At 62.7% G+C, this 23,902-nt stretch carries 22 protein-coding genes; 12 read left to right on the forward strand and 10 right to left on the reverse strand.

Features of this window, described 5'->3' with window-relative positions:
- Nucleotides 1-123: 123 nt before the first annotated feature.
- Nucleotides 124-1,059 (reverse strand): KPN_02809 family neutral zinc metallopeptidase, encoded by a 936-nt coding sequence (gene ypfJ / locus AC3CCE_RS03920; RefSeq protein ID WP_352626132.1) that lies wholly within the window; start codon nt 1,057-1,059, stop codon nt 124-126.
- A 144-nt stretch (nt 1,060-1,203) separates the two neighbouring features.
- Between ypfJ and AC3CCE_RS03925 the strand changes: the two genes are divergently transcribed.
- Entirely contained in the window at nt 1,204-3,312 is a 2,109-nt protein-coding gene (locus AC3CCE_RS03925) for a hypothetical protein (RefSeq protein ID WP_050588577.1), read from the forward strand.
- A 28-nt stretch (nt 3,313-3,340) separates the two neighbouring features.
- On the opposite strand, the gene AC3CCE_RS03930 is transcribed toward AC3CCE_RS03925, so the two are convergent.
- Both AC3CCE_RS03930 and mntR read right to left on the reverse strand, forming a co-directional pair.
- Nucleotides 3,341-3,529, reverse strand: a complete 189-nt coding sequence (locus AC3CCE_RS03930; RefSeq protein ID WP_023672434.1) for a hypothetical protein — start codon at nt 3,527-3,529, stop codon at nt 3,341-3,343.
- A 91-nt stretch (nt 3,530-3,620) separates the two neighbouring features.
- Complete coding sequence (gene mntR / locus AC3CCE_RS03935) at nt 3,621-4,076, reverse strand: manganese-binding transcriptional regulator MntR (RefSeq protein ID WP_023672433.1); 456 nt, start codon at nt 4,074-4,076, stop codon at nt 3,621-3,623.
- A gap of 257 nt (nt 4,077-4,333) precedes the next feature.
- Here mntR and AC3CCE_RS03940 point away from each other — a divergent pair, with 257 nt between their 5' ends.
- The 3 genes from AC3CCE_RS03940 (at nt 4,334) to AC3CCE_RS03950 (ending at nt 7,371) form a co-directional block, all read left to right on the forward strand.
- Nucleotides 4,334-5,692, forward strand: a complete 1,359-nt coding sequence (locus AC3CCE_RS03940) for an Nramp family divalent metal transporter (protein ID WP_023691522.1) — start codon at nt 4,334-4,336, stop codon at nt 5,690-5,692.
- Nucleotides 5,693-5,745: 53 nt separating this feature from the next.
- Complete coding sequence (locus tag AC3CCE_RS03945; RefSeq protein ID WP_352497549.1) at nt 5,746-6,603, forward strand: protein-L-isoaspartate O-methyltransferase family protein; 858 nt, start codon at nt 5,746-5,748, stop codon at nt 6,601-6,603.
- 117 nt (nt 6,604-6,720) lie between these two features.
- Nucleotides 6,721-7,371, forward strand: a complete 651-nt coding sequence (locus AC3CCE_RS03950) for a dihydrofolate reductase family protein (protein WP_023727458.1) — start codon at nt 6,721-6,723, stop codon at nt 7,369-7,371.
- 190 nt (nt 7,372-7,561) lie between these two features.
- On the opposite strand, the gene AC3CCE_RS03955 is transcribed toward AC3CCE_RS03950, so the two are convergent.
- Nucleotides 7,562-8,440 (reverse strand): LysR family transcriptional regulator, encoded by an 879-nt coding sequence (locus AC3CCE_RS03955; protein WP_488377103.1) that lies wholly within the window; start codon nt 8,438-8,440, stop codon nt 7,562-7,564.
- An 87-nt stretch (nt 8,441-8,527) separates the two neighbouring features.
- Between AC3CCE_RS03955 and AC3CCE_RS03960 the strand changes: the two genes are divergently transcribed.
- Complete coding sequence (locus AC3CCE_RS03960) at nt 8,528-9,127, forward strand: LysE family translocator (protein WP_023689744.1); 600 nt, start codon at nt 8,528-8,530, stop codon at nt 9,125-9,127.
- A 160-nt stretch (nt 9,128-9,287) separates the two neighbouring features.
- On the opposite strand, the gene AC3CCE_RS03965 is transcribed toward AC3CCE_RS03960, so the two are convergent.
- A complete protein-coding gene (locus tag AC3CCE_RS03965) occupies nt 9,288-10,082 on the reverse strand; it encodes an SDR family NAD(P)-dependent oxidoreductase (RefSeq protein WP_023815018.1) in 795 nt (264 codons plus the stop codon).
- Nucleotides 10,083-10,262: 180 nt separating this feature from the next.
- Here AC3CCE_RS03965 and AC3CCE_RS03970 point away from each other — a divergent pair, with 180 nt between their 5' ends.
- Nucleotides 10,263-10,727: a MarR family winged helix-turn-helix transcriptional regulator gene (locus AC3CCE_RS03970; protein WP_023815017.1), complete on the forward strand. Its 465-nt coding sequence runs from the start codon at nt 10,263-10,265 to the stop codon at nt 10,725-10,727.
- 29 nt (nt 10,728-10,756) lie between these two features.
- Here the strand turns inward: AC3CCE_RS03970 and AC3CCE_RS03975 are convergent, their stop codons facing one another.
- Nucleotides 10,757-11,935, reverse strand: coding sequence for an MFS transporter (locus tag AC3CCE_RS03975; protein ID WP_023683782.1), 1,179 nt, complete (start codon nt 11,933-11,935; stop codon nt 10,757-10,759).
- A gap of 199 nt (nt 11,936-12,134) precedes the next feature.
- On the opposite strand from AC3CCE_RS03975, the gene AC3CCE_RS03980 reads away from it, so the two are divergent.
- Nucleotides 12,135-12,491 carry an ArsR/SmtB family transcription factor gene (locus AC3CCE_RS03980; protein ID WP_023683780.1) on the forward strand — a complete coding sequence of 119 codons (357 nt, stop codon included), beginning with the start codon at nt 12,135-12,137 and terminating at the stop codon, nt 12,489-12,491.
- 20 nt (nt 12,492-12,511) lie between these two features.
- Here the strand turns inward: AC3CCE_RS03980 and AC3CCE_RS03985 are convergent, their stop codons facing one another.
- Nucleotides 12,512-12,982, reverse strand: a complete 471-nt coding sequence (locus AC3CCE_RS03985) for a nucleoside deaminase (protein ID WP_352461917.1) — start codon at nt 12,980-12,982, stop codon at nt 12,512-12,514.
- Nucleotides 12,983-13,161: 179 nt separating this feature from the next.
- On the opposite strand from AC3CCE_RS03985, the gene AC3CCE_RS03990 reads away from it, so the two are divergent.
- The 4 genes from AC3CCE_RS03990 to AC3CCE_RS04005 all read left to right on the forward strand — a co-directional run bounded on the left by AC3CCE_RS03990 (nt 13,162) and on the right by AC3CCE_RS04005 (nt 21,103).
- Entirely contained in the window at nt 13,162-13,938 is a 777-nt protein-coding gene (locus AC3CCE_RS03990; RefSeq protein ID WP_023705854.1) for a metallophosphoesterase family protein, read from the forward strand.
- A gap of 248 nt (nt 13,939-14,186) precedes the next feature.
- Complete coding sequence (locus AC3CCE_RS03995; protein ID WP_352626131.1) at nt 14,187-15,239, forward strand: SH3 domain-containing protein; 1,053 nt, start codon at nt 14,187-14,189, stop codon at nt 15,237-15,239.
- Nucleotides 15,240-15,474: 235 nt separating this feature from the next.
- Nucleotides 15,475-18,978 carry a carbamoyl-phosphate synthase large subunit gene (carB, locus tag AC3CCE_RS04000; RefSeq protein ID WP_352626130.1) on the forward strand — a complete coding sequence of 1,168 codons (3,504 nt, stop codon included), beginning with the start codon at nt 15,475-15,477 and terminating at the stop codon, nt 18,976-18,978.
- 574 nt (nt 18,979-19,552) lie between these two features.
- The gene (locus AC3CCE_RS04005; RefSeq protein WP_488377160.1) at nt 19,553-21,103 is read left to right on the forward strand and encodes a P-loop ATPase, Sll1717 family; all 1,551 of its coding nucleotides are present in this window, start codon (nt 19,553-19,555) and stop codon (nt 21,101-21,103) included.
- Between the two features lie 53 nt (nt 21,104-21,156).
- Here the strand turns inward: AC3CCE_RS04005 and AC3CCE_RS04010 are convergent, their stop codons facing one another.
- From AC3CCE_RS04010 to AC3CCE_RS04020, 3 genes are all read right to left on the reverse strand, one after another.
- Complete coding sequence (locus AC3CCE_RS04010) at nt 21,157-21,549, reverse strand: Rid family hydrolase (protein WP_352626128.1); 393 nt, start codon at nt 21,547-21,549, stop codon at nt 21,157-21,159.
- Nucleotides 21,550-21,787: 238 nt separating this feature from the next.
- Complete coding sequence (locus AC3CCE_RS04015; protein ID WP_023823444.1) at nt 21,788-22,252, reverse strand: cupin domain-containing protein; 465 nt, start codon at nt 22,250-22,252, stop codon at nt 21,788-21,790.
- A gap of 302 nt (nt 22,253-22,554) precedes the next feature.
- Entirely contained in the window at nt 22,555-23,106 is a 552-nt protein-coding gene (locus tag AC3CCE_RS04020; protein WP_352626127.1) for a DUF4142 domain-containing protein, read from the reverse strand.
- Between the two features lie 331 nt (nt 23,107-23,437).
- Here AC3CCE_RS04020 and AC3CCE_RS04025 point away from each other — a divergent pair, with 331 nt between their 5' ends.
- Nucleotides 23,438-23,776 carry a hypothetical protein gene (locus AC3CCE_RS04025; protein ID WP_352626126.1) on the forward strand — a complete coding sequence of 113 codons (339 nt, stop codon included), beginning with the start codon at nt 23,438-23,440 and terminating at the stop codon, nt 23,774-23,776.
- Nucleotides 23,777-23,902 lie beyond the last annotated feature (126 nt).

Consider the following 23,902-nt stretch of genomic DNA (forward strand, 5'->3'; position numbering starts at 1 on the left):
GCGCCACTTTGGAACAATAGGAGAACGCCTCAGGCGTTCTCCTCCTGACATCTGTTGCCGGTGGTGAATCGGCCCGCCGACGGATGCGCTTTGGACCGCGGTCGGCTGGAACTTGCGAGCGCCTCAAACCGGGCCGGTCAGCGTGTTGCAGTCCGACAGCTTGCCGCTCTTGTAGCCGCGCGCCAGCCAGGTCTGCCGCTGCTGCGACGTCCCGTGGTTGAAGCTTTCCGGAACGACATAGCCCTGCATCTTCTTTTGCAGCGTGTCGTCGCCGATCTGCTTGGCGGCGTTGAGCGCCTCTTCGATGTCGCCCTGTTCCAGAATGCCCTTCTGCGCGGTGAAATGCGCCCAAACGCCGGCGAAGCAGTCGGCCTGCAGCTCGATGCGCACCGACATCTGGTTGGCTTCCGCCTCACCCATCGACTGCCGCATCTGGTTGAACTTGGGCAGGATGCCGGTGAGGTTCTGCACATGGTGACCGACTTCATGGGCGATCACATAGGCCTGGGCGAAATCCCCCGAAGCGCCGAACTGCTGGTCGAGTTGCTGGAAGAAGGTGGTGTCGAGGTAGACCTTGTGGTCGCCGGGACAATAGAACGGTCCGGCTGCCGTCGAGGCGGAGCCGCAGGCCGAGCGGATCTGGCCGCTGAACAGCACAAGCTTCGGGTCCTCGTATTTCAGGCCCTGCGACTGGAAGATGCCGGTCCAGGTCTCTTCGGTCTCGGCCAGCACGGTCGCCACGAACTGCTTCATCTCGTCGGAAGCAGGCGTGCCGGCGCCGTCGTCCTGGCCGCCGCTGTTGTCGGTAATCTGGCCACCGCCACCCGGCAGCACGCCGCCGCCCTCGCCGCTGCCCAGGATCTGCGACGGATCGAAGCCGAAATACCATCCGGCCAGCACCACGAGGACGACCAGCAGGATGCTGCCGCCGCCGCCGGTGCGGCCGCCAATCGGGATGCGGAACTGGCCAGGGCTGCCGCCGCCGAAACCACCACCGCCGCCGCTGTCGCTGCGCTCGTCCTCGACATTGTCACTCTGACGGCGGCCCTTCCAGAGCATGGCAACTCCCCGTATGCAAATTTCGGCTGGCGTGGCCGATGTCGTGGCCCAGTCCGACCCAACAGACAATTATCGCAATGGTTGCGCCAAGTCACAGTATTTTTCGTGGCGGCGGCATCGTGTTCGCACTCTGGTCGAGGCGGCATGCGCGCTGTAGCATCCGGTTCGAACGGGGGTGTCGGGGACTTGCGGACGATCGGTCGATTTCTGCTGCTGGCGGTGGTGCTATGCCTCGGCCCGTCGCCGGCGCGCGCCGTGACGCTCGATTCCAGCGTCGCCGTAACCGATCCCGAGACATTGCAGGCGCTTGAGCGTGGCGGCCTCTCGATCAGCCGCCTGCTCGGCCCGGCGCTGGGTCTCACGCGCGAGGTCGACAATCGGGGCCTGTTTTCGGTGCGCGCGCTGACCCCTGTGCGCAACGCCGTCAAGCAGGAGATCGCCGACGAGCCTGCCAATAGCCCCGATCCTTACGTCGCGGCCATGGCCAAGTCGAAGGACACCAGCCAGAAATTCAACCCGAAATACATCGACGATGACGGCTCGACGCTCGACCTGACCGGCGTCGTCAACCGCATGGACCGCGGCTATCTCGGCCACACCGAATGCGGCGAGATCAGGCTGATCTACCGCTTCCACTATTCGGTGGCGGAGAAGCCCACGAAGGGAAAGACAGCGCAACGCATCTCGTCGCGGCTGCCGCTGACCATGGGTCTGGTCTTCAACGCCAGGCCCGGCGAGGCTCGCCCCCGCGCTTCGAGAGACCGTCCAAGCGCCACCGCCGTTTCCTGTGCCGAAATCGCCAAGCGCTGGCTCGCCGCCGGCCAGAAGAACCTTGCGCCCGAGCAACTGGCAGCCTGGCTGCGCTCCGACGAAGGGCCGCTCTCCAACGCCATGCTGAATTCGTCGCAGATCATGCGGCTTGAGCTGAACATGCAGGTTCTCCGGCTGTCGGCCTCGAGCCGCCGCGACTTCGGTGGCCACGCCGAATATCTCCTCAAGATTTTCAAATGGGACCCAACGACGTCCACCTTCCAGGAATCGAAGATGGAGAACCAGATCGACCGGAAAGTGGTTCTGGCCGACCGGCCGGCCTTCGCCAAATGGCTGCTCACCGACCGCAACCTCTACGACCTCGATCGCGGCCGGTTGGTCATCGACGACAAGTTCCTGGCGACCAGCGCCGTCTCGGTCGCACCCGGCGGCATGGCCAGGTCGCAAAACAATATCGCCTATGGGCTGCTCGACGATGCCGACATCGACAAGGCACTGCAGGACTATGTCGCCAAGGGCAACGAGCTGCGCAGCGTGAAATCGGTGGCCGGCTTCAATCTGCGTCTCAACGAAATGACCTGCACCGGCTGCCACCAGACGCACGGCATTGCCGGCTTCCATTACACCGGCGCCGATCCGGCCAGCGAGCCGCGCCGCAACGCCGTCTTCGTCCCCGGCTCGGCGGTGTTCTTCGCCGACCTGCCTCGCCGCCGCGCCATCGTCGAGGACTTCGCCGCCGGCGGCCATCCGGATTTCTCACGCGGCTTCGCCGCCCGTCCGGACGCCAAACTCGCCGAAGCGCTGAAAGGCACCGATCTCTACAATGGCTGGGGCTCGATCTGCTACAGCGGCAAGGATGCCAGCTTCAAGGACTGGAGCTGCGGCGAAAGCCTGCGCTGCGCCGGCGTCCATGAAAGCGACATCCATCCGGGCTTCGGCACCTGCGTCAGCGAGGCGGCCACCGCAGTCGGCGACCCCGTCGAGTTCGGCGAGATTAAGATGTCGAGCTGGGGCAGCGACAAATATTGCCGCCTGTCGCCGGCCACCGCAAAAGCCTGCGCCATCGATCCGGCGCGCGACAAGAAACCGGTAATCAAGCTCGCCGGCTATGGCGCGGCGCGCCAACGCTACGACAACCCCGAGCAGAAGACCGGTGGCTTTCCCGGGGGCATGCTGCGCAAGGCAAGCTGCGACAAGCTTCCCGACGAGGCGACTTGCGGCCGCCTCGCCAAGACCGGTTTCAACGACTGCATCGCGTCGGGCAAGGACCACAAATTCTGCACCAAGGAATTCACCAAGACCGCCGGCCTGCGCGCCTGCGACAAGGCGCATCCCTGCCGCGAGGACTATATCTGCACCGCCGGCTACGACGATCTGGCCGCAGCCAAGCCTGGCAAGGGCTCCTGCATTCCGCCCTATTTCATATTCCAGTTCCGCGTCGACGGCCATCCGCGCAGTTGGGTGCAGGACACCGAGGAATGAGCGGCAGGTTGCCGCTTGCGAACAGAACTCAGATCTTCTGCTTGGTGCCGGCGCTTTTGCCGTCCGAGCTTTTGGAGCGTTCCTCGAAACGCGCGGCGCCCTTTTTCAGCGCATGGCCGGTTTCGACCTCGGTCTTGCGTTCGTCCTTTGCCGCTGCCTGCCTCAAACCCTCGGCCGCCTGCTTGCCCTTCGCGGTCGGTGCCTGTTCGACGCCCATGTTTTCCTCCTTGGCGCGCGACAATGACGCGCAACGTCAGGAGCAACGAGCCTGACGTGCGGAGGTTCCAGTGGTGCGGCCCCGGCACCCCTCAGCGCGGCGCGATCATCGCCTTGCGAAAGGCTTCCAGCGTCTCGGCGCTGACATGATGCTCGATGCCCTCGGCATCGATGCGCGCCGTCTCGGCGCTGACACCGAGCGAACGCAAAAACGCTTCTACCGTCTGGTGGCGGATGCGGCTCTCTTCCGCCACCTTGCGCCCGGCGTCGGTCAGGAACACACCGCGATAGGGTTTTCTGGAAACGAGCCCGTCGGCGCACAGCCTGGTCAGCATCTTGGCCACCGTCGGCTGGGCGACACCGAGCCGCGCAGCAATATCGACCTGACGCGCCTCATTGCCGTCCTCGATCAGGTCGGCGATCAGCTCGACATAATCCTCGACCAGCGCGCCGCGGCGCGCTTCGCGCTGCTGCCGGAACCCTTTCGAATGAATCTCGGCGTCAGGCAGCGGCTCCTCGCGTCCAACCGGTCTGTGCTTCAGCGCCAACACGCGCTCCTTCCTATCTTTTGACAAGAATCGGCTTTGGGCAAAGCAATCGCCCTTTGCCATTCATAGCACGGGCTTAACTGTTCCAGCCGTTTATTTCCATTCCATGGTAGGCGCAACCGGCGTTTGCGATCCCCGGCCGGCCTGCCGGTCGGCGCAACAGGAAGCACATACAATGAAATATAGCCTATTGCATAATGTTGAGCCCTGGCATAGATAGGATGACGTCAACCGATCCACCCAGTGGAAAGCCCTCCATGTCCGAAGCTGACGCTACCTTGGGATCATCCTGGCGATTTGACAGGCCGGAGGACAATCCTCCCAGCCTGCGCGAGGTGAACTCCACGATCGCGGTGCCGCAGTCCGGCGTCTGGTTCCGTCGCCTGTTCGCCTTCATGGGACCGGGCTACATGGTCTCGGTCGGCTATATGGATCCGGGCAACTGGGCCACCGACCTCGCCGGCGGCGCCCAGTTCGGCTACACGCTATTGTTCATCATCATGCTGTCCAACCTGATGGCGATCCTGCTGCAGGCGCTTGCCGCCCGGCTTGGCATCGCCACCGGCCGCGACCTCGCCCAGGCCTGCCGCGCCTATTATCCGCGTCCCGTCAGTTTCGTGCTGTGGATCGCCTGCGAACTCGCCATCATCGCCTGCGACCTCGCCGAGGTGATCGGCACGGCGATCGCGCTGCAGCTTCTGTTCGGCATTCCGCTGATCGGCGGCGCGTTGCTGACGGCGCTCGACGCCTTCATCGTGCTGCTCTTGATGAACAAGGGTTTCCGCTATCTCGAAGCCTTCGTCATCGCGCTTTTGATCATCATCTTCGGCTGTTTCGCCATCCAGATCTTTGCCGCTGCCCCTCCGGTCGGCTCGATCCTGCATTCGATGTTCGTGCCGTCGACGGAGATCGTCACCAATCCGGCGATGCTCTACATCGCCATCGGCATCATCGGCGCCACGGTGATGCCGCACAATCTCTACCTGCACTCCTCGATCGTACAGACACGCGCCTATGAACGGACCGAAAAAGGCAAGCGCGACGCCATTAAATGGGCGACGACGGACTCGACCATCGCGCTCGTCCTGGCGCTGTTCGTCAACGCCTCGATCCTGATCGTCTCGGCGGTGGCCTTCCATGGCACCGGCCATCAGGATGTCGCCGAGATCGGCCAAGCCTTCGAGCTCTTGTCGCCACTGCTCGGCCTCGGCATCGCCTCCATCCTGTTTGCGGTGGCGCTGCTGGCCTCCGGCCTCAACTCGACGGTTACGGCTACGCTTGCCGGCCAGATCGTCATGGAAGGCTTTTTGCGCCTGCGCATTCCGCAATGGGCGCGCCGGCTGCTGACGCGCGGCATCGCCATCGTCCCGGTGGTGGTCGTGACCGCGCTCTATGGTGAAAAGGGCACCGGCCAGTTGCTGGTCTTCAGCCAGGTGGTGCTGTCGATGCAGCTGCCCTTCGCGGTCATCCCGCTGGTGCAGTTCGTCTCCGACAAGAAGAAGATGGGCGACCTTGCCATTCCCCGTGGCGTGGCGGCCCTCGCCTGGGTGGTCGCGGCGGTCATCCTGGTGCTCAACTTCAAGCTGCTCTACGACACCGTCTTCGGCGTCGGCTGATTCTCATTCCCGACCGCGACAAACCGGCGGCTTGCGCTATCTTGCTCGCCATCATGACAAGTGTCGAAGACGCCAGGAAATTTTACGCGCAGCTGATGGCGGCCAATGCCGGCTCGGCCGATCCGCGCCTCGAAGAGGCGTTCGCCACCGTTCCGCGCGAGGCCTTTCTCGGTCCCGGACCCTGGGCGGTCGTCGCCGGCAGGGCGCTCACCACCGGCAACGGCAAGATCATGACGCCGAGCGCCGATCCTGTTCACATCTATCAGGACGTGCTGGTGGCGCTCGATGCCGACAAGGGCATCAACAATGGCGAACCCTCCTTGCACGCGATGTGGATCGGCAGGATCGCCCCCAGACCGGACGAGGCCGTCACCCATATCGGCGCCGGCACCGGCTACTACACCGCCTTGCTGGCGCGGCTGGTTGCGCCCGGCCCGGTGACCGCCTTCGAAATAGAGGCAGATCTTGCTGCCAGAGCAACAAAGAATCTCGAAACCTACGGCAATGTAAGCGTCGTCCACGGCGATGCCGTCACCGGCGATCTGCCGCCGTCCGACATCATCTATGTCAATGCCGGTGTCGTCGCACCGCCGGCTGCCTGGCTGAGGGCGCTGAAACCCGGTGGCCGCATGATCTTTCCCTGGCGTCCGTCTCAGGGCGTCGGCCTGGCCGTGATGGTAACCCGCACCGACAAGGGCTTTGCCTGCGACCCCTTCATGCGCTCGTGGTTCATCCCCTGCGTCGGCGCCTCGGCGGCCGGTTCGGCGGCCAAAATCCCCGACCTCCAGAAGGCGGCGCGCAGCCGTTCGATCTGGCTGACGTCAGACAGGGCGCCGGACCGGACCGCCACCGCCATCATCGGCGACGTCTGGTTTTCGTCGCAGGCGCTTGGCGGCGGGCGACGGCGGTAGGTACCCTTGTCGGCCGGCAGCGTTTTTTTGCCAACGCCTGTCGGGCGGCCGCCGGCCTGTCCGTCCTTAGATCGAAATCCGGCCCTGACGGCGCGGATCCTGGAAAAGGAAAATCCAATGCGAAAGATCATCGCTTCCACCTTCGTCAGCCTCGACGGCGTCATGCAGGCGCCAGGCGGCCCGGAAGAAGACCCGGTTGGCGGCTTCGAATTCGGCGGCTGGACGTTCCACTACTTCGACGAGGTGGCGGGGGTGGCCATGGAGGAATTGTTCTCCAAACCCTTCGCCCTGCTGCTCGGCCGCAGAACCTACGACATCTTCGCCGCTTACTGGCCGTATCAGAAAGATGCCATCGGAGATGCCTTCAACCCTGCGACTAAATATGTGGCGACGCATCGGCCGGATTCGCTCACCTGGGAAAATACGCAATGGCTTGGAGAAGATATCGTCGCGGCGTTGCGCCGCCTCAAGAAGGAAGATGGGCCTGACCTGCTCATCCAGGGTTCGAGCGAGCTGATCCAGACTTTGCTGGCCAACGGGCTGATCGACGAGATCCGGTTGATGATCTTCCCGCTGCTGCTGGGCAAGGGCAAGCGGCTGTTCGATGGTGGTGCGATGCCCGCCGCTTTCAAGCTGGTCAAGTCGCAGGCCACTACCACAGGCGTCATCATGGCGACCTACGAACGCGGGGGTGAGGTCAAGGTCGGGTCGTTCGCTACGCAGAAGCCGTCAGAGGCCGAGCTCGAGCGGCGTAAGAACTGGAAGTGACAGGGACAGGCTTGGCACCTTTCCTCTCCCTCCGGAGGGGGGAGAGGTGGCGCTGCGAAGCAGCGACGGAGTGGGGGAACCACCAAGGCGCAAGAATCTTCCCGCACCGAGTAAAGGGCGACCCCCACTCCGTCGAGCTTCGCTCGACACCTCTCCCCCGATCGACGGGGGAGAGCAAATCCAAGTTCTGTCAAGCCGCCACAGCCCGCCGTTCCAGCCCATCCCGGATATACCGCGCGAACTCCTGCGCGGCAGGCGCCGCGCCAAACCTCGGCAAATGCAGATTGATGGAAAAATTCGGCAGCGGCGGCAGCCCGGCATCGAAAGGCAGGATGTCGAGGTCGGCGGGCACGGTGGAGGCCAGCCAGGCGGTGACGGCAAGGTCGGAGCGCACCGTCGCGGTCGTGGCGTCGATGTTGCCGTTCTCGAACACGGTGCGCCATTCCAGCCCGTGCTCGTTCAGCGCCGACAGCACCACCGGGCGGAAGGCGCAGGTGTCGGCGACGATCGACACCGGCAGCGGCCGCTTGGCGCGGGCGACGCCGCCCTTGGCCCCCACCCAGACCAGCCGGTCAATGGCCAGGCACTCACCGGCCGACGGGCCGACCCGTTCCTCGATGACGGCAAGGTCGATGGTGCCGGCCGCGAGGGCCGCGGCAAGGTCCGGCGAAGCCGCACAGAGCAGTGAAATCTCGACCTGCGGATAGGTCTCGGCATAGGCCTTCAGCACCGGCGCCAGCAAAGTGCCGACAAGGTCATAGGGCACACCGAGCCGCACCTGGCCGGCGACCTCGGTGCCCGCCATCTCGGCCCAGATCTCGTCATTGAGGCCAAGCAACCGTTTGCCCTTGCCGAACAGCCGCTCGCCGGGCCGCGTCAGCCGCAAGCCACGCCGGTCGCGCTCGAACAGGCTGCAGCCGAGCGCTTCTTCCAGCCGCTTGATCTGCTGGCTTACGGCGCCTTGCGTCAGATGCAGCGCGTTCGCCGCCGCCGTCATGCTGGCCTTGTCGGCGACAGTGACGAAGGTGCGGATCAGCGCTGTGTCGAGGTTGCGGATCATGGTTGGCATTATATCTGCTAATGCCAACCATCGCAAACATTGCATTTACTGAAGTATGCGGAAGTCTACCATTGGACTTTTGATGAAGGACGCCTCATGTTGCAGCCCATCTTTCCGCTCATCCTGTTTGCCTTCGTGGCCACCGTCACGCCCGGCATCGCCACCACCCTGTCGACTGCCTCAGGTGCACAGTTCGGTTTTCGCCGTTCCGTTCCCCTATTGGTCGGCAGCGCCGCCGGTCTCGCCACCGTGACCGCTGCTGCCGCCGCCGGGCTCGCCGGTCTGCTGCTGGCCATGCCTTCGCTGCAACTGGCGATGAAAATCATCGGCTCGCTCTATCTCATCTGGCTGGCAATCAAGATCGGCCGCGCCGGGCCGCCCAATCTCGATGTGGCGATGGCAAAACCCAACAGCTTCTTCGGCGGCGCCGGCATTCAATGGATGAACCCGAAGGGCTGGGCGATGGGACTGGGGGCGGCGGCCTCGTTCGCAGCCCTTGCCGACGGGCCGGGACAACTCGCGCTGCTGCTCGGCTCGACCTTCGGCCTCACTGCAGCCGTCTCGCTGTCGATCTGGTGCGTGGCGGGCATGGTGCTGGCACGGCTGCTCGAGACCGAATGGCAATGGCGCGCGCTCAACATCGTGCTGGCGCTGGTGCTGGCTGCATCGATCATACCGATGTGGCGGGGAGCGTAAACGCAGAGGTCGGCGCCAGTACCCCCACCCGGACCTGCGGTCCGACCTCCCCACAAAGGGGAGGTAGGGGAGCGCGCACTTTACCCTCCCCCTTGTGGGGAGGGCCGCGAACGAAGTGAGCGAGGTGGGGGTCCTGGTTCGCGAAGCGAACCAGCTACTCTCAAGCAGCATAGCGGGCAGCAGGCTTGTCGGCGTGCAGGCTGCCGTAGAAGACTTGCCTTGCGCCGAGGAAGGTGTCGAGCTTGGTCGCATCGGCAAGTGCCGGCACGGTGACGGCTTCGCCCCTGGATAGGCCCACAAGCGCGGCATCGACCATATCGTCGGCGGACATGATGATCTCCTTCGGCAGATTGTCGATGTCGCCGCCGGCAAGCTCCCAGAAATCGGTGCGGGTCGCGCCCGGCAGCACCGCCTGCACCTTCACATTGGTGCCGGCGACTTCGCGGTGCAGCGCCTCGGTGAAGTTGACGACATAGGCCTTGGTGCCGCTGTAGATGCCGCCGAACGAGGTATCATAGGCGAGCACAGAGGCGATGTTGACGATGGCGCCGCGGTTGCGCGCAAGAAGCCCCGGCAGAACGGCGCGGGTCAGGCGGGTCAAGGCGATGACGTTGACCTTGATCATGCGCTCGGCCTCGTCGGCGTCGGCCGTTGCTACCACGGCCTGGCCGCCAATGCCGGCATTGTTGACCAGGAACGTGGTGCTATCGTCGGCTGCGATCGCCTGCTCGACGCGGCGCACATCATTGTCGTCGGCAAGATCGGCTGATATCACGCTGACCTTGCGCTTGTAAGCATATCGCAGCTTTTCAGCCAGTTCCTGCAGCCGGTCGGCGCGCCGCGCCACCAGCACCAGATCGTAGCCCTGCCCGGCCAGCCGGTCGGCATAGACAGCACCTATGCCGGCCGATGCGCCGGTGACGACTGCGGTACCCTTGTTGTCCTGTCCACTCATTGTCCTGTTCCTTTTTTCTGCCCGGCGAGACAGGTCGATGAACCCTCGTCCCGCCCTGGTCTCCAATTAGTGGCATATACCACTTTCAGGAAGTAGGCATATACCACCATCTTGTCAACGGAGGCGGCAGAAACTATTTCTGCGACAGGCCGGCAGCGGTTTTGCCGGCAAGGAGTCGTGATGAGCAAGACCGTGCTGCCGGGATTCAGCCTTTGCAACAACGCCACGCTGCGGCGCGCCGCGCGCAAGCTCGGCCGCTTCTATGACGATGTAATCTCGCCTTCGGGTCTGAAGGGCACGCAGTACGGCCTGCTCTACCAGATCCATGTCAGCAACGAGCCGGCGATGGGCACGATAGCCGAAGCGATGGTCATGGATCTCTCGGCGCTCGGCCACACGCTGAAGCCGCTGATCCGCGACGGCTATGTCGACACCTTCGCCGACAAGGACGACCGCCGCGTCAAGCGGGTGCGGCTGACGCCGCAAGGCCAGGCCAAGCTCGAGGAGACGACGAAATTGTGGACCATTGCCCAGCAGCGCTTCGAGGCGCTGGTCGGCCAGCAGCGAGCGGCAGATCTGCGCGCTATGCTGGATGAAGTCGCGGCGCTGGAGTACGACGTGCCGGCGGCCGCCCCTTCAAGCTGAAAGAGCGGCCGCCGGTCCTTTGCAAAGATCTATTCGGCCGGCATGGCGACCGGCCGGGCCGCCCAGCGGCCGGCCAGCACCACGCCAAGCCCGATCAGCGGGAAGATGGCGGCGACCAGGCCGAGATCGGCCGGCACGCCGTAGCGCAGCACGGCGCCGCCGACCACAGCACCCAGCGCCACGCCGAGATAGAGGGCCGAAGCGTTGAGCGACAGCACGATCGGGGCGGCGTCGGGCGCCAGCTTGATGATGCGGCTGGCCTGCGCCGGCGGAAATGCCCAGCCGACCATGCCCCACGGCACCATCATGGCCATCAATGCCGGCCCGGCGAGATGCTGCGGCAGGAAGGTCGGGATGACCGAGAGCATCACCAGCATGACGGCGCTCAGCGCCAGAGACCAGCCGACGGTGCGCGTCGCACCAAAACGGTCGGCCGCCTGGCCGCCGGCTATGTTGCCGATGACGGCGCCGACACCGAAGGCGAGCAGCATGCCGGGCAGCGCAATCGGGCTGAGGCCGCCGCTCTGGATGGCCAGCGGCGCGATATAGGAAAACACCGAGAAGGCGCCGATCAGGGCAAGAGCGGTGGTCAGCAGGATCGGCATGACGCCGGGGCGCAGCGCCGCAGCCAGCCGCCGCCTGAGCGGCAGCTTGGTGCCGACAATTCCGCGCGGCAGCCGGTACCACAGGATGGCGCCGACCAGCGCGCCGAGCCCGGCAATGGCAAAGAAGGTCCCGCGCCAGCCGGCTATCGTGGCAACCAGCGCGCCGAGCGGTGCACCCAGCGCAACCGCCACCGTGGTTCCGCCGACGACGACTGCAATGGCCCGCGCCCGGTGGTGGTCATCGACCAGCGCCACCGCCGTGCCTTGAGCGGTCGCGGCAAACAGGCCTGACGACAGCGCCATGATGATGCGGGCAATGAGCAGCAGCTCGAAGGACGAGCTCAGCGCCGCCACCACATTGCCGATGACGAAGAACGCCAGCGTCCACAAGATGACGCGGCGCCGGTCCCATTCGCCGGTCAGCGTTGCCAGGATCGGCGTGCCGATGGCGTAAGCCAGCGCGAAGGCGGTGATCAGCGTGCCGGCGAGCGGAATGGAAATGCGGGCGTCGGTGGCGATGTCAGGCAGCAGGCTGGAGATGACGAAGCCTTCGGTCGAGATCGTGAACGATCCGAGCGCAAGCCAGAAGAGGCGCTTGTCCATAGGGCGTGTCCTTAGTTCAAAACTTATTGAACAATTGGACATAACAGAGCGTGATGTCAATGAAGCCAGGTGAAAATAGCTGAAGCCTGCTGACAGCCCTGTGTCAGGACAGCCATTGGGCCAATCGCGAAGCGGACTGTGCATGCCCGCGAAACATGGACGCGTTGAAATCGCCACCGACTGTGCTTAGTTTCGGGCCATGACTTTGCCGCACCCCAATACAGACCAGATCAGCCTGCCGGTTGTGCTCGGCGTGCTTGGCGACCCGACCCGGCTCGCCATCGTGCGCTATCTCGCCAGCAAGGAAGGCGTGCCGCTGAACTGCAGCCGGTTCCTCGACCTCGGCTCCAAGACCAATCTCAGCTATCACCTGGCCAAACTGCGCGAGGCCGGCGTCACCCGCGCCGAAGTGGCTGGCACCAACCGGATGATCACGCTGCGCCGCGCCGACCTCGACGCCCGCTTCCCCGGCCTGCTCGATAGCGTGATTGCGGCGGCCGGAGATGATCCGGCACTGCCCATCGTCGGTGGCCACGACATCGAAATGCCGGCCTAACCGGTTTAGAAGTCAAGGTCCTAGCGCTCCCAAAAACCGATATGCGGGGCGAGGAGCTCCTCGTCCATCTCGGGGAAAGGGCCGTGGACATCGACCGGCTTCTGCCCGGAGCCGAGGACTGTGCGCGACGAGAGGTTCATCGTCGGATTCTCGGCGTGGTTGCCAGTCAGCGCGAGAAGCTTGGTCTCCTCGAAGCCGTAGACCAGCCGGCCGATATTGGCCCAGTACAGCGTTCCCGTGCACATCGCACAGGGCTCGCCGGTTGTGACCAGCGTGCAGGACCAGAGGAATTCCGGCGGATAGGCGTCCGCGGCACGCCGGGAGAGCTCGGTTTCGGCGTGGCGCACGGTGTTGATGTTTCCTTGCCGCATCAGGATGCGATCGTCGGGGCCGACGAGCACGCAGCCGAAAGGATGGTGCCCATGCGCGGCAGTCTCGCGCGCGACGTCATTGGCGGCGCGGAGGTGGGCAACCATCTGGTCGCGGGTCATCGCCTGGTCCCTCCCCAGATGAACTCTGGAACGGCGTGGACGCTAGCAGATGGAGTGCTTCCGCGATAGCCAGCTCCCGGCTGTCTCGAACGATCTCAAAGGCTTGATAATGAAGGCAGCGCCTTGATAGGAAGACGGGCCGCAAGCCTCCAACGGGGCTGCACCAAGGAGCCCGCCGCATGCGCATTGCCGTTCTCGCCGACATCCATGGCAATGTGCTGGCGCTGGATGCCGTGCTCGCCGATCTGGCGCGGCGCGGCGGCGCCGATCTAACCGTCAACCTGGGCGACTGCGTCTCCGGTCCGCTTTGGCCGCGCGAGACGTTCGAGCGGCTCGAAGCGCTCGACCTGCCGACTGTGCGCGGCAACCATGACCGCCGCGTCGCCGTCGATCCGGCCGACGATACGATGTGGGCTTCTGACCGGTACGCCCAGGAGCGGCTGACGGAGACGCAGCGCGAGGCGCTGTTCGCCCTGCCTTTCACGCTGGAGATTGTTCCCGGCGTGGTCGCTTTCCATGCGCGGCCCGACCATGACGAGAAATACCTGCTCGACGCGATCGTCGATGGCCAACTGGTGCGCGCGCCGCTTGCCGCTATTCAGCGGCGGTTGCAGGCGCTGGACCCGGCCTGCCGCATCGTGCTGTGCGGCCACAGCCACCGCGCGGAACTGGTCCGTATCCCCGGCGGCCCCTTGCTCTTCAATCCCGGCAGCGTCGGCGCCCCCGCCTATGAAGATGACACGCCCCCGGCGCATGTTTCGGAGCAAGGCAGCCCGCATGCGCGCTACGGCATCCTCACCTTGGATGGCGATGGTCCAGACCGTTTCGAGACCATCGCCGTCGACTACGACCACGAAGCGGCGGCGAGACAGGCCGCACAGGCGGGCCGACCGGAATGGGCGCATGCGCTGAGGACCGGCTTCATGCCGAAACCCTCTTGGCAAGGCTCCGCTTGACCGCATGGCTGCGCCCTGCTTCCGCCTCGCGGCACCAAACATCGGACGCATTTTCAGACTTACATGGCCGCGTATCGTCCCTTATAAAACCGCCTTGGCATACGGCAGGACTGCTGCCGCAAGGGTAATCGGCGCACGGCCAAATGATGAGGCGCACAATCCGAACCATTTTGCATCGACTGACTGGCGCTCCGCTCCTGCGGGCAGCCCGGTTGTTGGCGGGTCCGTTGGTGGTGGGCCCGTTGTTGGTGAGCTTGCCGGCCAATGCCGAGGACGCGCCTGCCGACATCGTTTCCATAGTGACCGAGCTCGGCCCAGGCGATCTCCTCAACATCCGCGCCACGCCGTCGCCGGTCGGCAGAACCCAGGCGCGCCTGCCGATCGGCTCGAGCGTCAGGAATTTCGGCTGCAGCGAAGTGGACGGCCACCGCTGGTGCAAGGTCGAGGAGATCGACAATCCACTGGTCAAAGGCTGGGCGCCCGCGCGCTATCTTATCCCCGACAATCCGACCGTGGTCGAAGTTGACGCCGCGCCGCCCCAGGCGACCGCCAGCGCTGAAGCCGGCGGCCCGACGCTCGCGCCCGACATGCCGACGCAGCCGGCCGACGTGGCCGCAGCGCCCCGGACGACTGCACCCGCCGCCTCTGCCGCTCCGGCTGCACCCACTCAGGCTCCACCCACCCCGGCTGCACCCGCGCCGGCTCCACTCGACCTGACGGAGCGCCTTGGCAGCACGGATCCGGGCGCGCCGAAGTCCGCCGCCGAGATCGGCAGGACCGCCATGCAGGATGCTTACGGCCTCGCCTTCGCAGCCAATGAAAGCCCGAGGACGGGCGAGATCCCCGCCACGGAGGCTCCGGCGACGGAGGCCACGGGGACGCCGGTACAGGATTCCGCCGCGTCTGCGGGAGCAGCGCCGGATACGGCGTCCGCGCCGGGGGTACCATCCCCGACGCCACGGCCAGACCAGGCCAAAGCTGCGACCGCTACGCAAACCGTTGCACGGCTGGAACCCCCGCCCGCCCTCGGCGCCACCGCCGAGATCCCCTGCGCCCGCTATGTCGGACAACCGATGACCCGCTGCGCCGTCAACATCGTGCACAATGGCGCCGACAAGGCAGACATCACCGTGACCTGGCCCGACGGCGGCACCCGCGTCATCTCCTTCTCTGCCGGCATGCCGGCCAACTCGGATTTGGGCAAGGACTTCCGCTTCACAAGGGAAGGCAGCCTCAACATGATCCGCGTCGGGGTATCAGAGCGGTTTGAGATTACGGATCAGCTCGCGCTGGGGGATTAGGTGTCAGGCAGTAGGGAATGGGCAATAGGCGCCTTAACCTCGCTCCTGCCTAATCCCCACTGCCTGATCCCTACTGCCTAATCCCTACTGCCTAGCCTCATTTTCGGGGTTACATCTCCCAAAACTCTTCCCTATAAGGCCCTCCTAGCCTGATACCAGAATCGCAAGCACAACCGGCCGGGTCTTCCCGTCCCGGTTTTTCGTGCAAGCCGCTCGCCGAACGGAACTCACAACGATGCCAAGACGCACCGACATCAAGTCGATCCTGATCATCGGGGCCGGCCCCATCGTCATCGGCCAGGCCTGCGAGTTCGATTATTCCGGCACACAGGCCTGCAAGGCGCTGAAGGAGGAGGGCTTTCGCGTCATCCTGGTCAATTCCAACCCGGCCACCATCATGACCGACCCGGAACTGGCCGACGCCACCTACATCGAGCCGATCACGCCTGAAGTCGTCGCCAAGATCATCGCCAAGGAGCGGCCCGACGCGCTGCTGCCGACCATGGGCGGCCAGACCGCGCTAAACACCGCTCTGTCGCTGCGCCGAATGGGCGTGCTCGAGCGCTACAATGTCGAGATGATCGGCGCCGACGCCACGGCGATCGACAAGGCTGAGGACCGGGCGCTGTTTCGCGAGGCGATGAAGAAGATCGGCCTGGAAACGCCGAAGTCGATGCTGGCCAATGCCACCGACGTCAAGAACGCCGACCGCAAGACCCATGAGGCCGAGCGCGCCGCCGTCAAGGCCGAGGCGCCTGCCGACCTCGATGCCGCGCTCGACGCGCTGGAAACCCGCTGGAACCTCGGCGAAGGCGACCGCAAGCAGCGCTACATCAGCCATGGCATGGCGATTGCCGCCCAGGCGCTCGACCATGTCGGCCTGCCCGCCATCATCCGCCCGTCCTTCACCATGGGCGGCACCGGCGGCGGCATCGCCTACAACCGCGCCGAATTCTACGACATCGTCCAGTCCGGCCTCGACGCCTCGCCGACCACCGAAGTGCTGATCGAGGAAAGCGTGCTCGGCTGGAAGGAGTATGAGATGGAGGTCGTCCGCGACAAGGCGGACAATTGCATCATCGTCTGCTCGATCGAGAATATCGACCCGATGGGCGTACACACCGGTGACTCGATCACCGTCGCGCCCGCGCTGACCTTGACCGACAAGGAATACCAGATGATGCGCAACGCCTCGATCGCGGTGCTGCGCGAGATCGGCGTCGAGACCGGCGGCTCCAACGTGCAGTTCGCCGTCAACCCGGCCGATGGCCGCCTCGTCGTCATCGAGATGAACCCGCGCGTCTCGCGCAGTTCCGCCTTGGCTTCGAAGGCGACCGGCTTCCCCATCGCCAAGATCGCGGCAAAACTCGCCGTCGGCTACACGCTGGACGAGCTGGAGAACGACATCACCGGCGGCGCCACGCCCGCCTCCTTCGAGCCGAGCATCGATTACGTCGTCACCAAAATCCCGCGCTTTGCCTTCGAGAAATTCCCCGGCGCCGAGCCGGTGCTGACCACCGCCATGAAGTCTGTCGGTGAAGTCATGGCCATCGGCCGCACCTTCCAGGAGTCCCTGCAGAAGGCTTTGCGTGGATTGGAAACCGGCCTCACCGGCCTAGACGAGATCGAGATCCCCGGCCTCGGCCACGGTGCCGTGGCTGCCAACCACGCCGACGACCGCAACGCCATCCGCGCCGCGCTCGGCACGCCGACGCCCGACCGGCTGCGCATGGTGGCGCAGGCGATCCGCATGGGCACCTCGCTGGAAGACGTGCACGCCATGTGCAAGATCGACCCGTGGTTCCTCGAACAGATCGCCGGCATCGTTTCCATGGAAGCCCGCATCCGCGAGCACGGCATCCCCAATGACGCCGTCAATTTGCGCATGCTGAAGGCGATGGGCTTCTCCGACGCCCGCCTCGCGTCGCTGACGAAGACCGACGCCGAAGTGATTCAAAGGACTCGCGAAAAGCTCGACGTTCATCCGGTTTATAAGCGCATCGACACCTGCGCTGCCGAGTTCGCCTCGCCGACCGCCTACATGTACTCGACCTATGAAGTGCCCTTCGCCGGCGCGCTCGCCAACGAGGCGCAGGTGTCATCGCGCAAGAAGGTCGTCATCCTCGGTGGCGGTCCCAACCGCATCGGCCAGGGCATCGAATTCGACTATTGCTGCTGCCATGCCGCCTTCGCGCTGCGCGACGCCGGCTATGAAGCGATCATGATCAACTGCAACCCCGAGACGGTCTCGACCGACTACGACACCTCGGATCGTCTCTACTTCGAACCGCTGACGGCCGAAGACGTGCTGGAGATCCTGCGCGCCGAACAGGCCTCGGGCGAACTGGTCGGCGTCATCGTCCAGTTCGGCGGCCAGACGCCGCTGAAGCTGGCCGACGCGCTGGAGAAGGCCGGCATCCCGATCCTGGGCACGTCGCCCGACATGATCGATCTCGCCGAAGACCGCGACCGCTTCCAGAAGCTGCTGCACAAGCTCAATCTCAGCCAGCCGAAGAACGGCATCGCCTATTCTGTCGAGCAGGCGCGCCTTGTCGCCGGCGAACTCGGTTTCCCCTTGGTGGTGCGCCCGTCCTATGTGCTCGGCGGCCGCGCCATGCAGATCATCCATGACGAGGGCATGCTGCAATCCTATCTGCTCGACACCGTGCCCGGCCTGGTGCCGGAGGACATCAAGCAGAAATACCCCAACGACAAGACCGGCCAGATCAACACGCTGCTGGGCAAGAACCCGCTGCTGTTCGACACCTATCTCTCCGGCGCCATCGAGGTCGATGTCGACTGCCTCTGCGACGGCACGTCGACCTTCGTGTCGGGCATTCTGGAGCACATCGAGGAGGCCGGCATCCACTCCGGCGATAGCGCCTGCTCGCTCCCCGTTCACTCGCTGCCTTCCGAGCTGGTCGACGAGCTGGAGCGACAGACGGCGGCCCTTGCCCGCGCGCTCAATGTCGTCGGCCTGATGAACGTGCAGTATGCGATCAAGGATGGCACGGTCTATGTGCTGGAGGTCAACCCGCGGGCATCGCGCACCGTGCCCTTCGTCGCCAAGACCATCGGCCGCCCGATTGCGAAAATCGCCGCCCGCATCATGGCCGGCGAGAAACTGGAAGACGCCTTCGCCCATTACGGCGCCATGCCCGATCCCCGCAATCCCGGCCACATCGCGGTCAAGGAAGCCGTCTTCCCCTTCGCCCGCTTCCCCGGCGTCGACATATTGCTCGGCCCGGAAATGCGCTCCACCGGCGAGGTCATGGGCCTCGACCGCGACTTCGCGCTCGCCTTCGCCAAGAGCCAGCTCGGCGCCGGCGTCGACCTGCCGCGCTCCGGCACGCTGTTCGTCTCCGTGCGCGACGAGGATAAGAAAGGCATATTGCCGGCGGTCAAGCGCCTCGCCGGCCAGGGCTTCAAGGTGCTGGCGACCTCAGGCACCCAGCGCTTCCTCGCCGAAAACGGCGTCGACGCGCAAAAGATCAACAAGGTGCTGGAGGGCCGCCCCCACATCGAAGACGCCATCCGCAATCGCCAGGTCCAGATCGTCTTCAACACCACGGACGGCCAGAAGGCGGTGTCGGACTCCAAATCGCTCCGCCGCGCCACGCTGATGCAGAAGGTGCCGTATTACACGACGCTGTCGGGCGCCGCGGCGGTGGCCGAGGCGATTGCGGCGCTGAAGGCGGGGAGCCTGGAGGTGAGGCCACTGCAGGAGTATTTTGCGTAGGCGATTAGCTCTTTTCTCTCCGCCTCTTGCCTATCCCCAATGAAAGGCATTCCGCGAAAGGCGGGGCATCAACGAAGTTTGACCACCTTCAGACCGCTTCAACCACATATAGCGCCAGCAAGCGACGTCTCACCTAGGGCGAACCATCGTCACCCCTACTGCCAACGGCTGCGCCATTGGTAGTAGCAAAGGTCGTCGGTGCAACTCACACCATTCGAGCGTGGCCTTGTTGACGCCTTATATAAAGGCAGTCACCATAGCCCTGATTTTACTCTTCAGAGGAAAAAACTATGAAACCTGTTTCGGAGATCACTTTCGGCTTCTCTGACGCAGAAAATTATCGCCGGAGAGAAAACCGGGAGCTTTTTAATAAGATATTTTTGCGTACAGACGCTCTTCGAGACTTAGACGATCCGAGCATATTTTTTCTCGTTGGCGAGAAGGGCACCGGGAAGACAGCGTACGCGGTATACAGGTCAAATTTCCCGAATGAAAAACAATTTTCGAGCCATAAATTTATTAGAGAGACGGACTACAATAAGTTTATATCTTTAAAGAAAGAAAAAACATCAGCCTGTCGGAATACACCGATATATGGAAGGTAATTATTCTTTTGATATTTGCCAAAGAGATAATAACATCATCTGGTACAGCGGAATATTTTTTAAAGTATCCGAAATTTAAAGCTTTAAACGATGCTATTGATGAGTACTACAGCAATGCGTTTGCGCCAGAGATAATAACCGCACTTCAACTTGTTGAGAATTCAACCTCAGCTGTTGAAGTATTTGCAAAGTACTCTCAATTTGGAGCAACCTTCAAAGATGGAGACGGCAAAGAGGTTAGGTCCGAGACGCGAAAATTCCAGACGAACCTCCTGTACATACAGGGGAAGCTTCAGGACGCCCTGTCTTCCATTAAATTAAGCAAAAGCGTTTCGCTTTTTATTGACGGGATAGACATAAGGCCGGCTTCGATCCCGTTCAACGAGTATCTTGACTGCGTCAAAGGGCTAGCCAATGCGGCCTGGAGTTTAAATAATGACTTCTTCCCAAGGATAAGAGATTCAAAAGGGCGAATGAAGTGCGTATTGCTTCTTAGACCTGATATATTTAATTCTCTTGGCTTACAGAATAGAAACACAAAACTGAAAGATAATTCGATCGTTCTTAGCTGGATAACCGACTACGGAAAGTATCGCAGTAGCGAGTTATTTTTGATGGCTGACAGAATGTTCAACGTGCAGCAGGACAAAATTGAGCCGCCCGGAGATGCATGGGATCACTACTTCCCATTTGAAGCTACAAATTTGACGGAGGAGCACAGTAGGCCGACTTCATTCGTGATATTTTTAAGATATTCCTATCATAGACCACGCGACATCTTAACGATGCTAGACATATTAAATGATCACTACAAGTCCCCCACAGACAAGGATAGGGTTTTTCTATATAGTGACCTATTTACGAAACGATTCAAGGAGGACTACGGCCAATACCTCCTTGGTGAAATAAAGGACAGCCTATCTTTTTACTATGACGAATCTGAGTTCGAGCTGTTTCTAAAGTTTTTCGAGTACTTAAACGGAAAGAGTAGGTTTGACTACGAATATTATGAAGCTGCGTTTTCTGAATTCTACAAATATATTTTGGCTGAAGTGCATAATGCACCAGGATTTATGAGGTCTGCGGAAGAATTTCTACAATTTCTTTACGATCAGAATATACTTAGCTTCATCGAAGAGGCGGAGGATGAGAAATTTATTAGGTGGTGTTTTCGAGAACGTACTCCTTCGAATATATCGCCGAAAGTCAAGACAGGCATGGAGTACGAAATCCACTACGGCCTCGCAAATACCCTAAATACAGGGAAGGCTATATCAAAGCCAAAGAAAAAATCGAACCCCAAGCAAGAGGTTGAAGGTTTTCTTGGTGTAGTTAATATGATTGATAAAGGTAAAAAGTTTGGATTTATTCGCCAAGAGGGCATGCCAATCGATATTCATTTCAAATTTTCTGACTGCTTGGACCCTTCATCACTAGGCAAGGGTGCGTTAGTTAGATATTATTTGAAGAAAAATGAAAAAGGCGGGTTGTCAGCCTCCAAAGTAGTCATTTCGAGATAGGAGAGGCATACTGCCTGCCCAACGGCATTTCCGAACTCGAATCTCTCTTGCCCTCACCCTACAGCCACGCACTCGATCTCGATATCGAACTCCATCGGCCATGATGCCACCGGCACAAAACTGCGCGCCGGCGGGTTGACGCTGAAATACCTGGCATAGACCCGGTTGATGGCGTTGTAGAAGCCGGAATTGACGGCGTAGATGCGCACCATCACCACGTTTTCCAGCGAGGTGCCGGCCGCTTCCAGGCAGTGTTTCAGCGCCTTCAGCGACGCCTCGGTCTGCACCTCGATGTCGCCGCGCACCATCTCGCCGGTCACCATGTCCACCGGCGGCGTCGCCGAGATGAACACGAAGCCGTTGGCCCTCACCGCCGTCGAGCAGGGCAGCCCGAGCGCCCGCACCTTGGCCGACATCACGGGCACTTCGATGACTTCTTTTTTCACGGTGATGCTCCCTTTGTTTGCCAAGCTGGCGCCAAGGCCCCCTCACCCAGCCTCCGCTTCGCTCGGCTGACCTCACCCCGAGGGGAGAGGAGCCGGTCAGCGCCAGCGCTTCCCTCTTCTCCCCAGCGGGGAGAAGGTGGCCGCGAAGCGGTCGGATGAGGGGGCCGGCGCCACCTTTAATCGTGAGGAACTTATCCCCCCACCCAGCGAACACCAGCGCCGAAGCATGGTCCAGCCCTCACCCCTGCCCCGGATACAGCGTCCCATCCTTGTGCAGGAACCGGCCATCTGAACTCGGGCTCATCATATCGATGTCGGAGCAGGTGATGACATCGTCGGGATTGCGCGAGCCGACTTCGAGATAGCGCGCCGTTGCCGACGAGCGGTTGATCATGTGATGGCCGTTGCCGCTGTTCTTGGCGAACGTCGCGCAGTCGCCGGCTTTGAGCACCGTCTCGCCGCCATCCTCGACCAGCACCAGTTCGCCTTCCAGCACATAGACGAGCTCATCCTCATGGCTGTGCCAGTGGCGCTGGCTCGACCAGCCACCGGGCGGGAGGGTCATCAGATTGACGCCGAAATCGCTGAGCCCGCCGGCATCGCCGAGGCGGCGGCGCGTGCGCTCGGCGCAAGGGGCGTCGAAGGGTGCGGGGTAGCCGGAGCCCTTGCGGACAGGCACGGTGGACAGGTCGATCTTGGGCATGGGAGCTCCATTGAATTGGTGGCGGCAGTGTATGTCACTGCCGGCGCAGCCACAGAGCCACTTTGCCGCAATGCCTTGCCAACGGCAGGCATCGGCCGTCGCACTCTACGGCGCCCCCCTCTCTCCTGCCGGAGATCTCCCCCACAAGAAGGGAGATTGGCTGTCGCCTCAGCCTTCGCCAATTTTCACCGTCGCAAGAAAAGCACGGCGCCGACGCTGCTGATCTCCCCACTCGTGGGGGAGATGTCCGGCAGGACAGAGGAGGGCGCCGTAGAATGCTATTGCTGGCCAGTCACCAACCCTCAACCCTGATGCGCGGCCGCGAGTTCCTTCACGTGCTTCTCGTGCATCTGCAGCGTCGGCAGCGTCTTCTTGGCGAATTCCTTCATCGCCGGGTCGTCGCCCGAGTTGGCATAGCTGCTGAAAAGGGCTACGGCCTCCTTGTGCGCGTCCGTCTGCATCTGGATGTACTTGGCGTCAAAATCCTTGCCGCTTGCGCTCTTCAACTCGTCGAGCATTGCCTGCTCCTTCGGCTGCAGGGCCGGCCCCGCGGCTTCGGTCGAACCGGTGGTCTGGCCCTGGCTCAGCGCCGCCTTGAACTCCTTTCCGGCTTTGGTGTGGTCCTTGACCATCTGCTTGGCGAATTTCTTGACGTCAGCCGCCTTGGATTTCTCCTCGGCGAGCTTGCTCGACTGGATTTCGAATTCGTTGGAGCTGGGCACGGTCTTGACGAAGGTTGGGGTATCGACCTTGCTGGCGGCCATGGCAGGCGCGACCGCAGTCGAGTTGGCCGCAAAGGCGGCAGGGGCACCGGCGAGCAAGGCGACGGCGGCAATGGTGAGAAGCGTTTTCATCTGAGGTCTCCGATTTGAAAATTTCCCTCGGCTAATCAAACGCGGCATTGGCGGCAGGGTTGCGTCCGGAGAGCTATTCGTCAGCGACGATCTGCCGAAGAGCCGTCCCGAGCCCCTGGCGGACAAACCTCAGGACAGCACGCCTCGCCATATTGCAGCTGTTCGTTCCAGTTCGGCCGACCCTCAGGCGTGAAATCCATAAGGTTCCACAGGATCTCGCAGATGCCGATGGCGCGCTGATCCTGGTCCTGATGGACGGCGCTGCATTGGGAGCCGGTTGCACTTCCCTGTATTGCGTCTGCAGGTTAGGTTTCCGGAGCTGGGGAGACACATGCAAGAGGATGAAGAGATCGATCTGCGCTGCCCGCAAGTGGTGGCCGACAATGCCGCCAAGGGGTTGAGGCTGCGAAGAGAATTCGGCCGGGGCGGCACCGAGATCGGCGTGGCGCGGGCGACGGAACTCAAGAACCGCGAAAAGCTGGCGCCATCCACTATCCGCCGCATGGTCAGCTATTTCGCCCGCCACGAGGTCGACAAACGCGGCAAGAATTACGGCAATGAGGACAATCCATCGGCCGGCCATATCGCCTGGCTGCTGTGGGGCGGCGACGAGGGCCGCGTCTGGGCGCTTGAGCTCAAAAAGAAGATCGGCAATGCGCCCGATATCTGAGGGCGACCGCAAAACGACTGGCGGGCCCCAAACCCCCGCCTGGGACCCGCCAAGGAGCGGCTGAACACATGCCGGTGCAGCCCCTCCACATCTGCCAGTCGTCGATCCGCCATCGGTCGAAAGGCA

The sequence above is a fragment of the Mesorhizobium sp. P160187 genome (assembly GCF_057766425.1).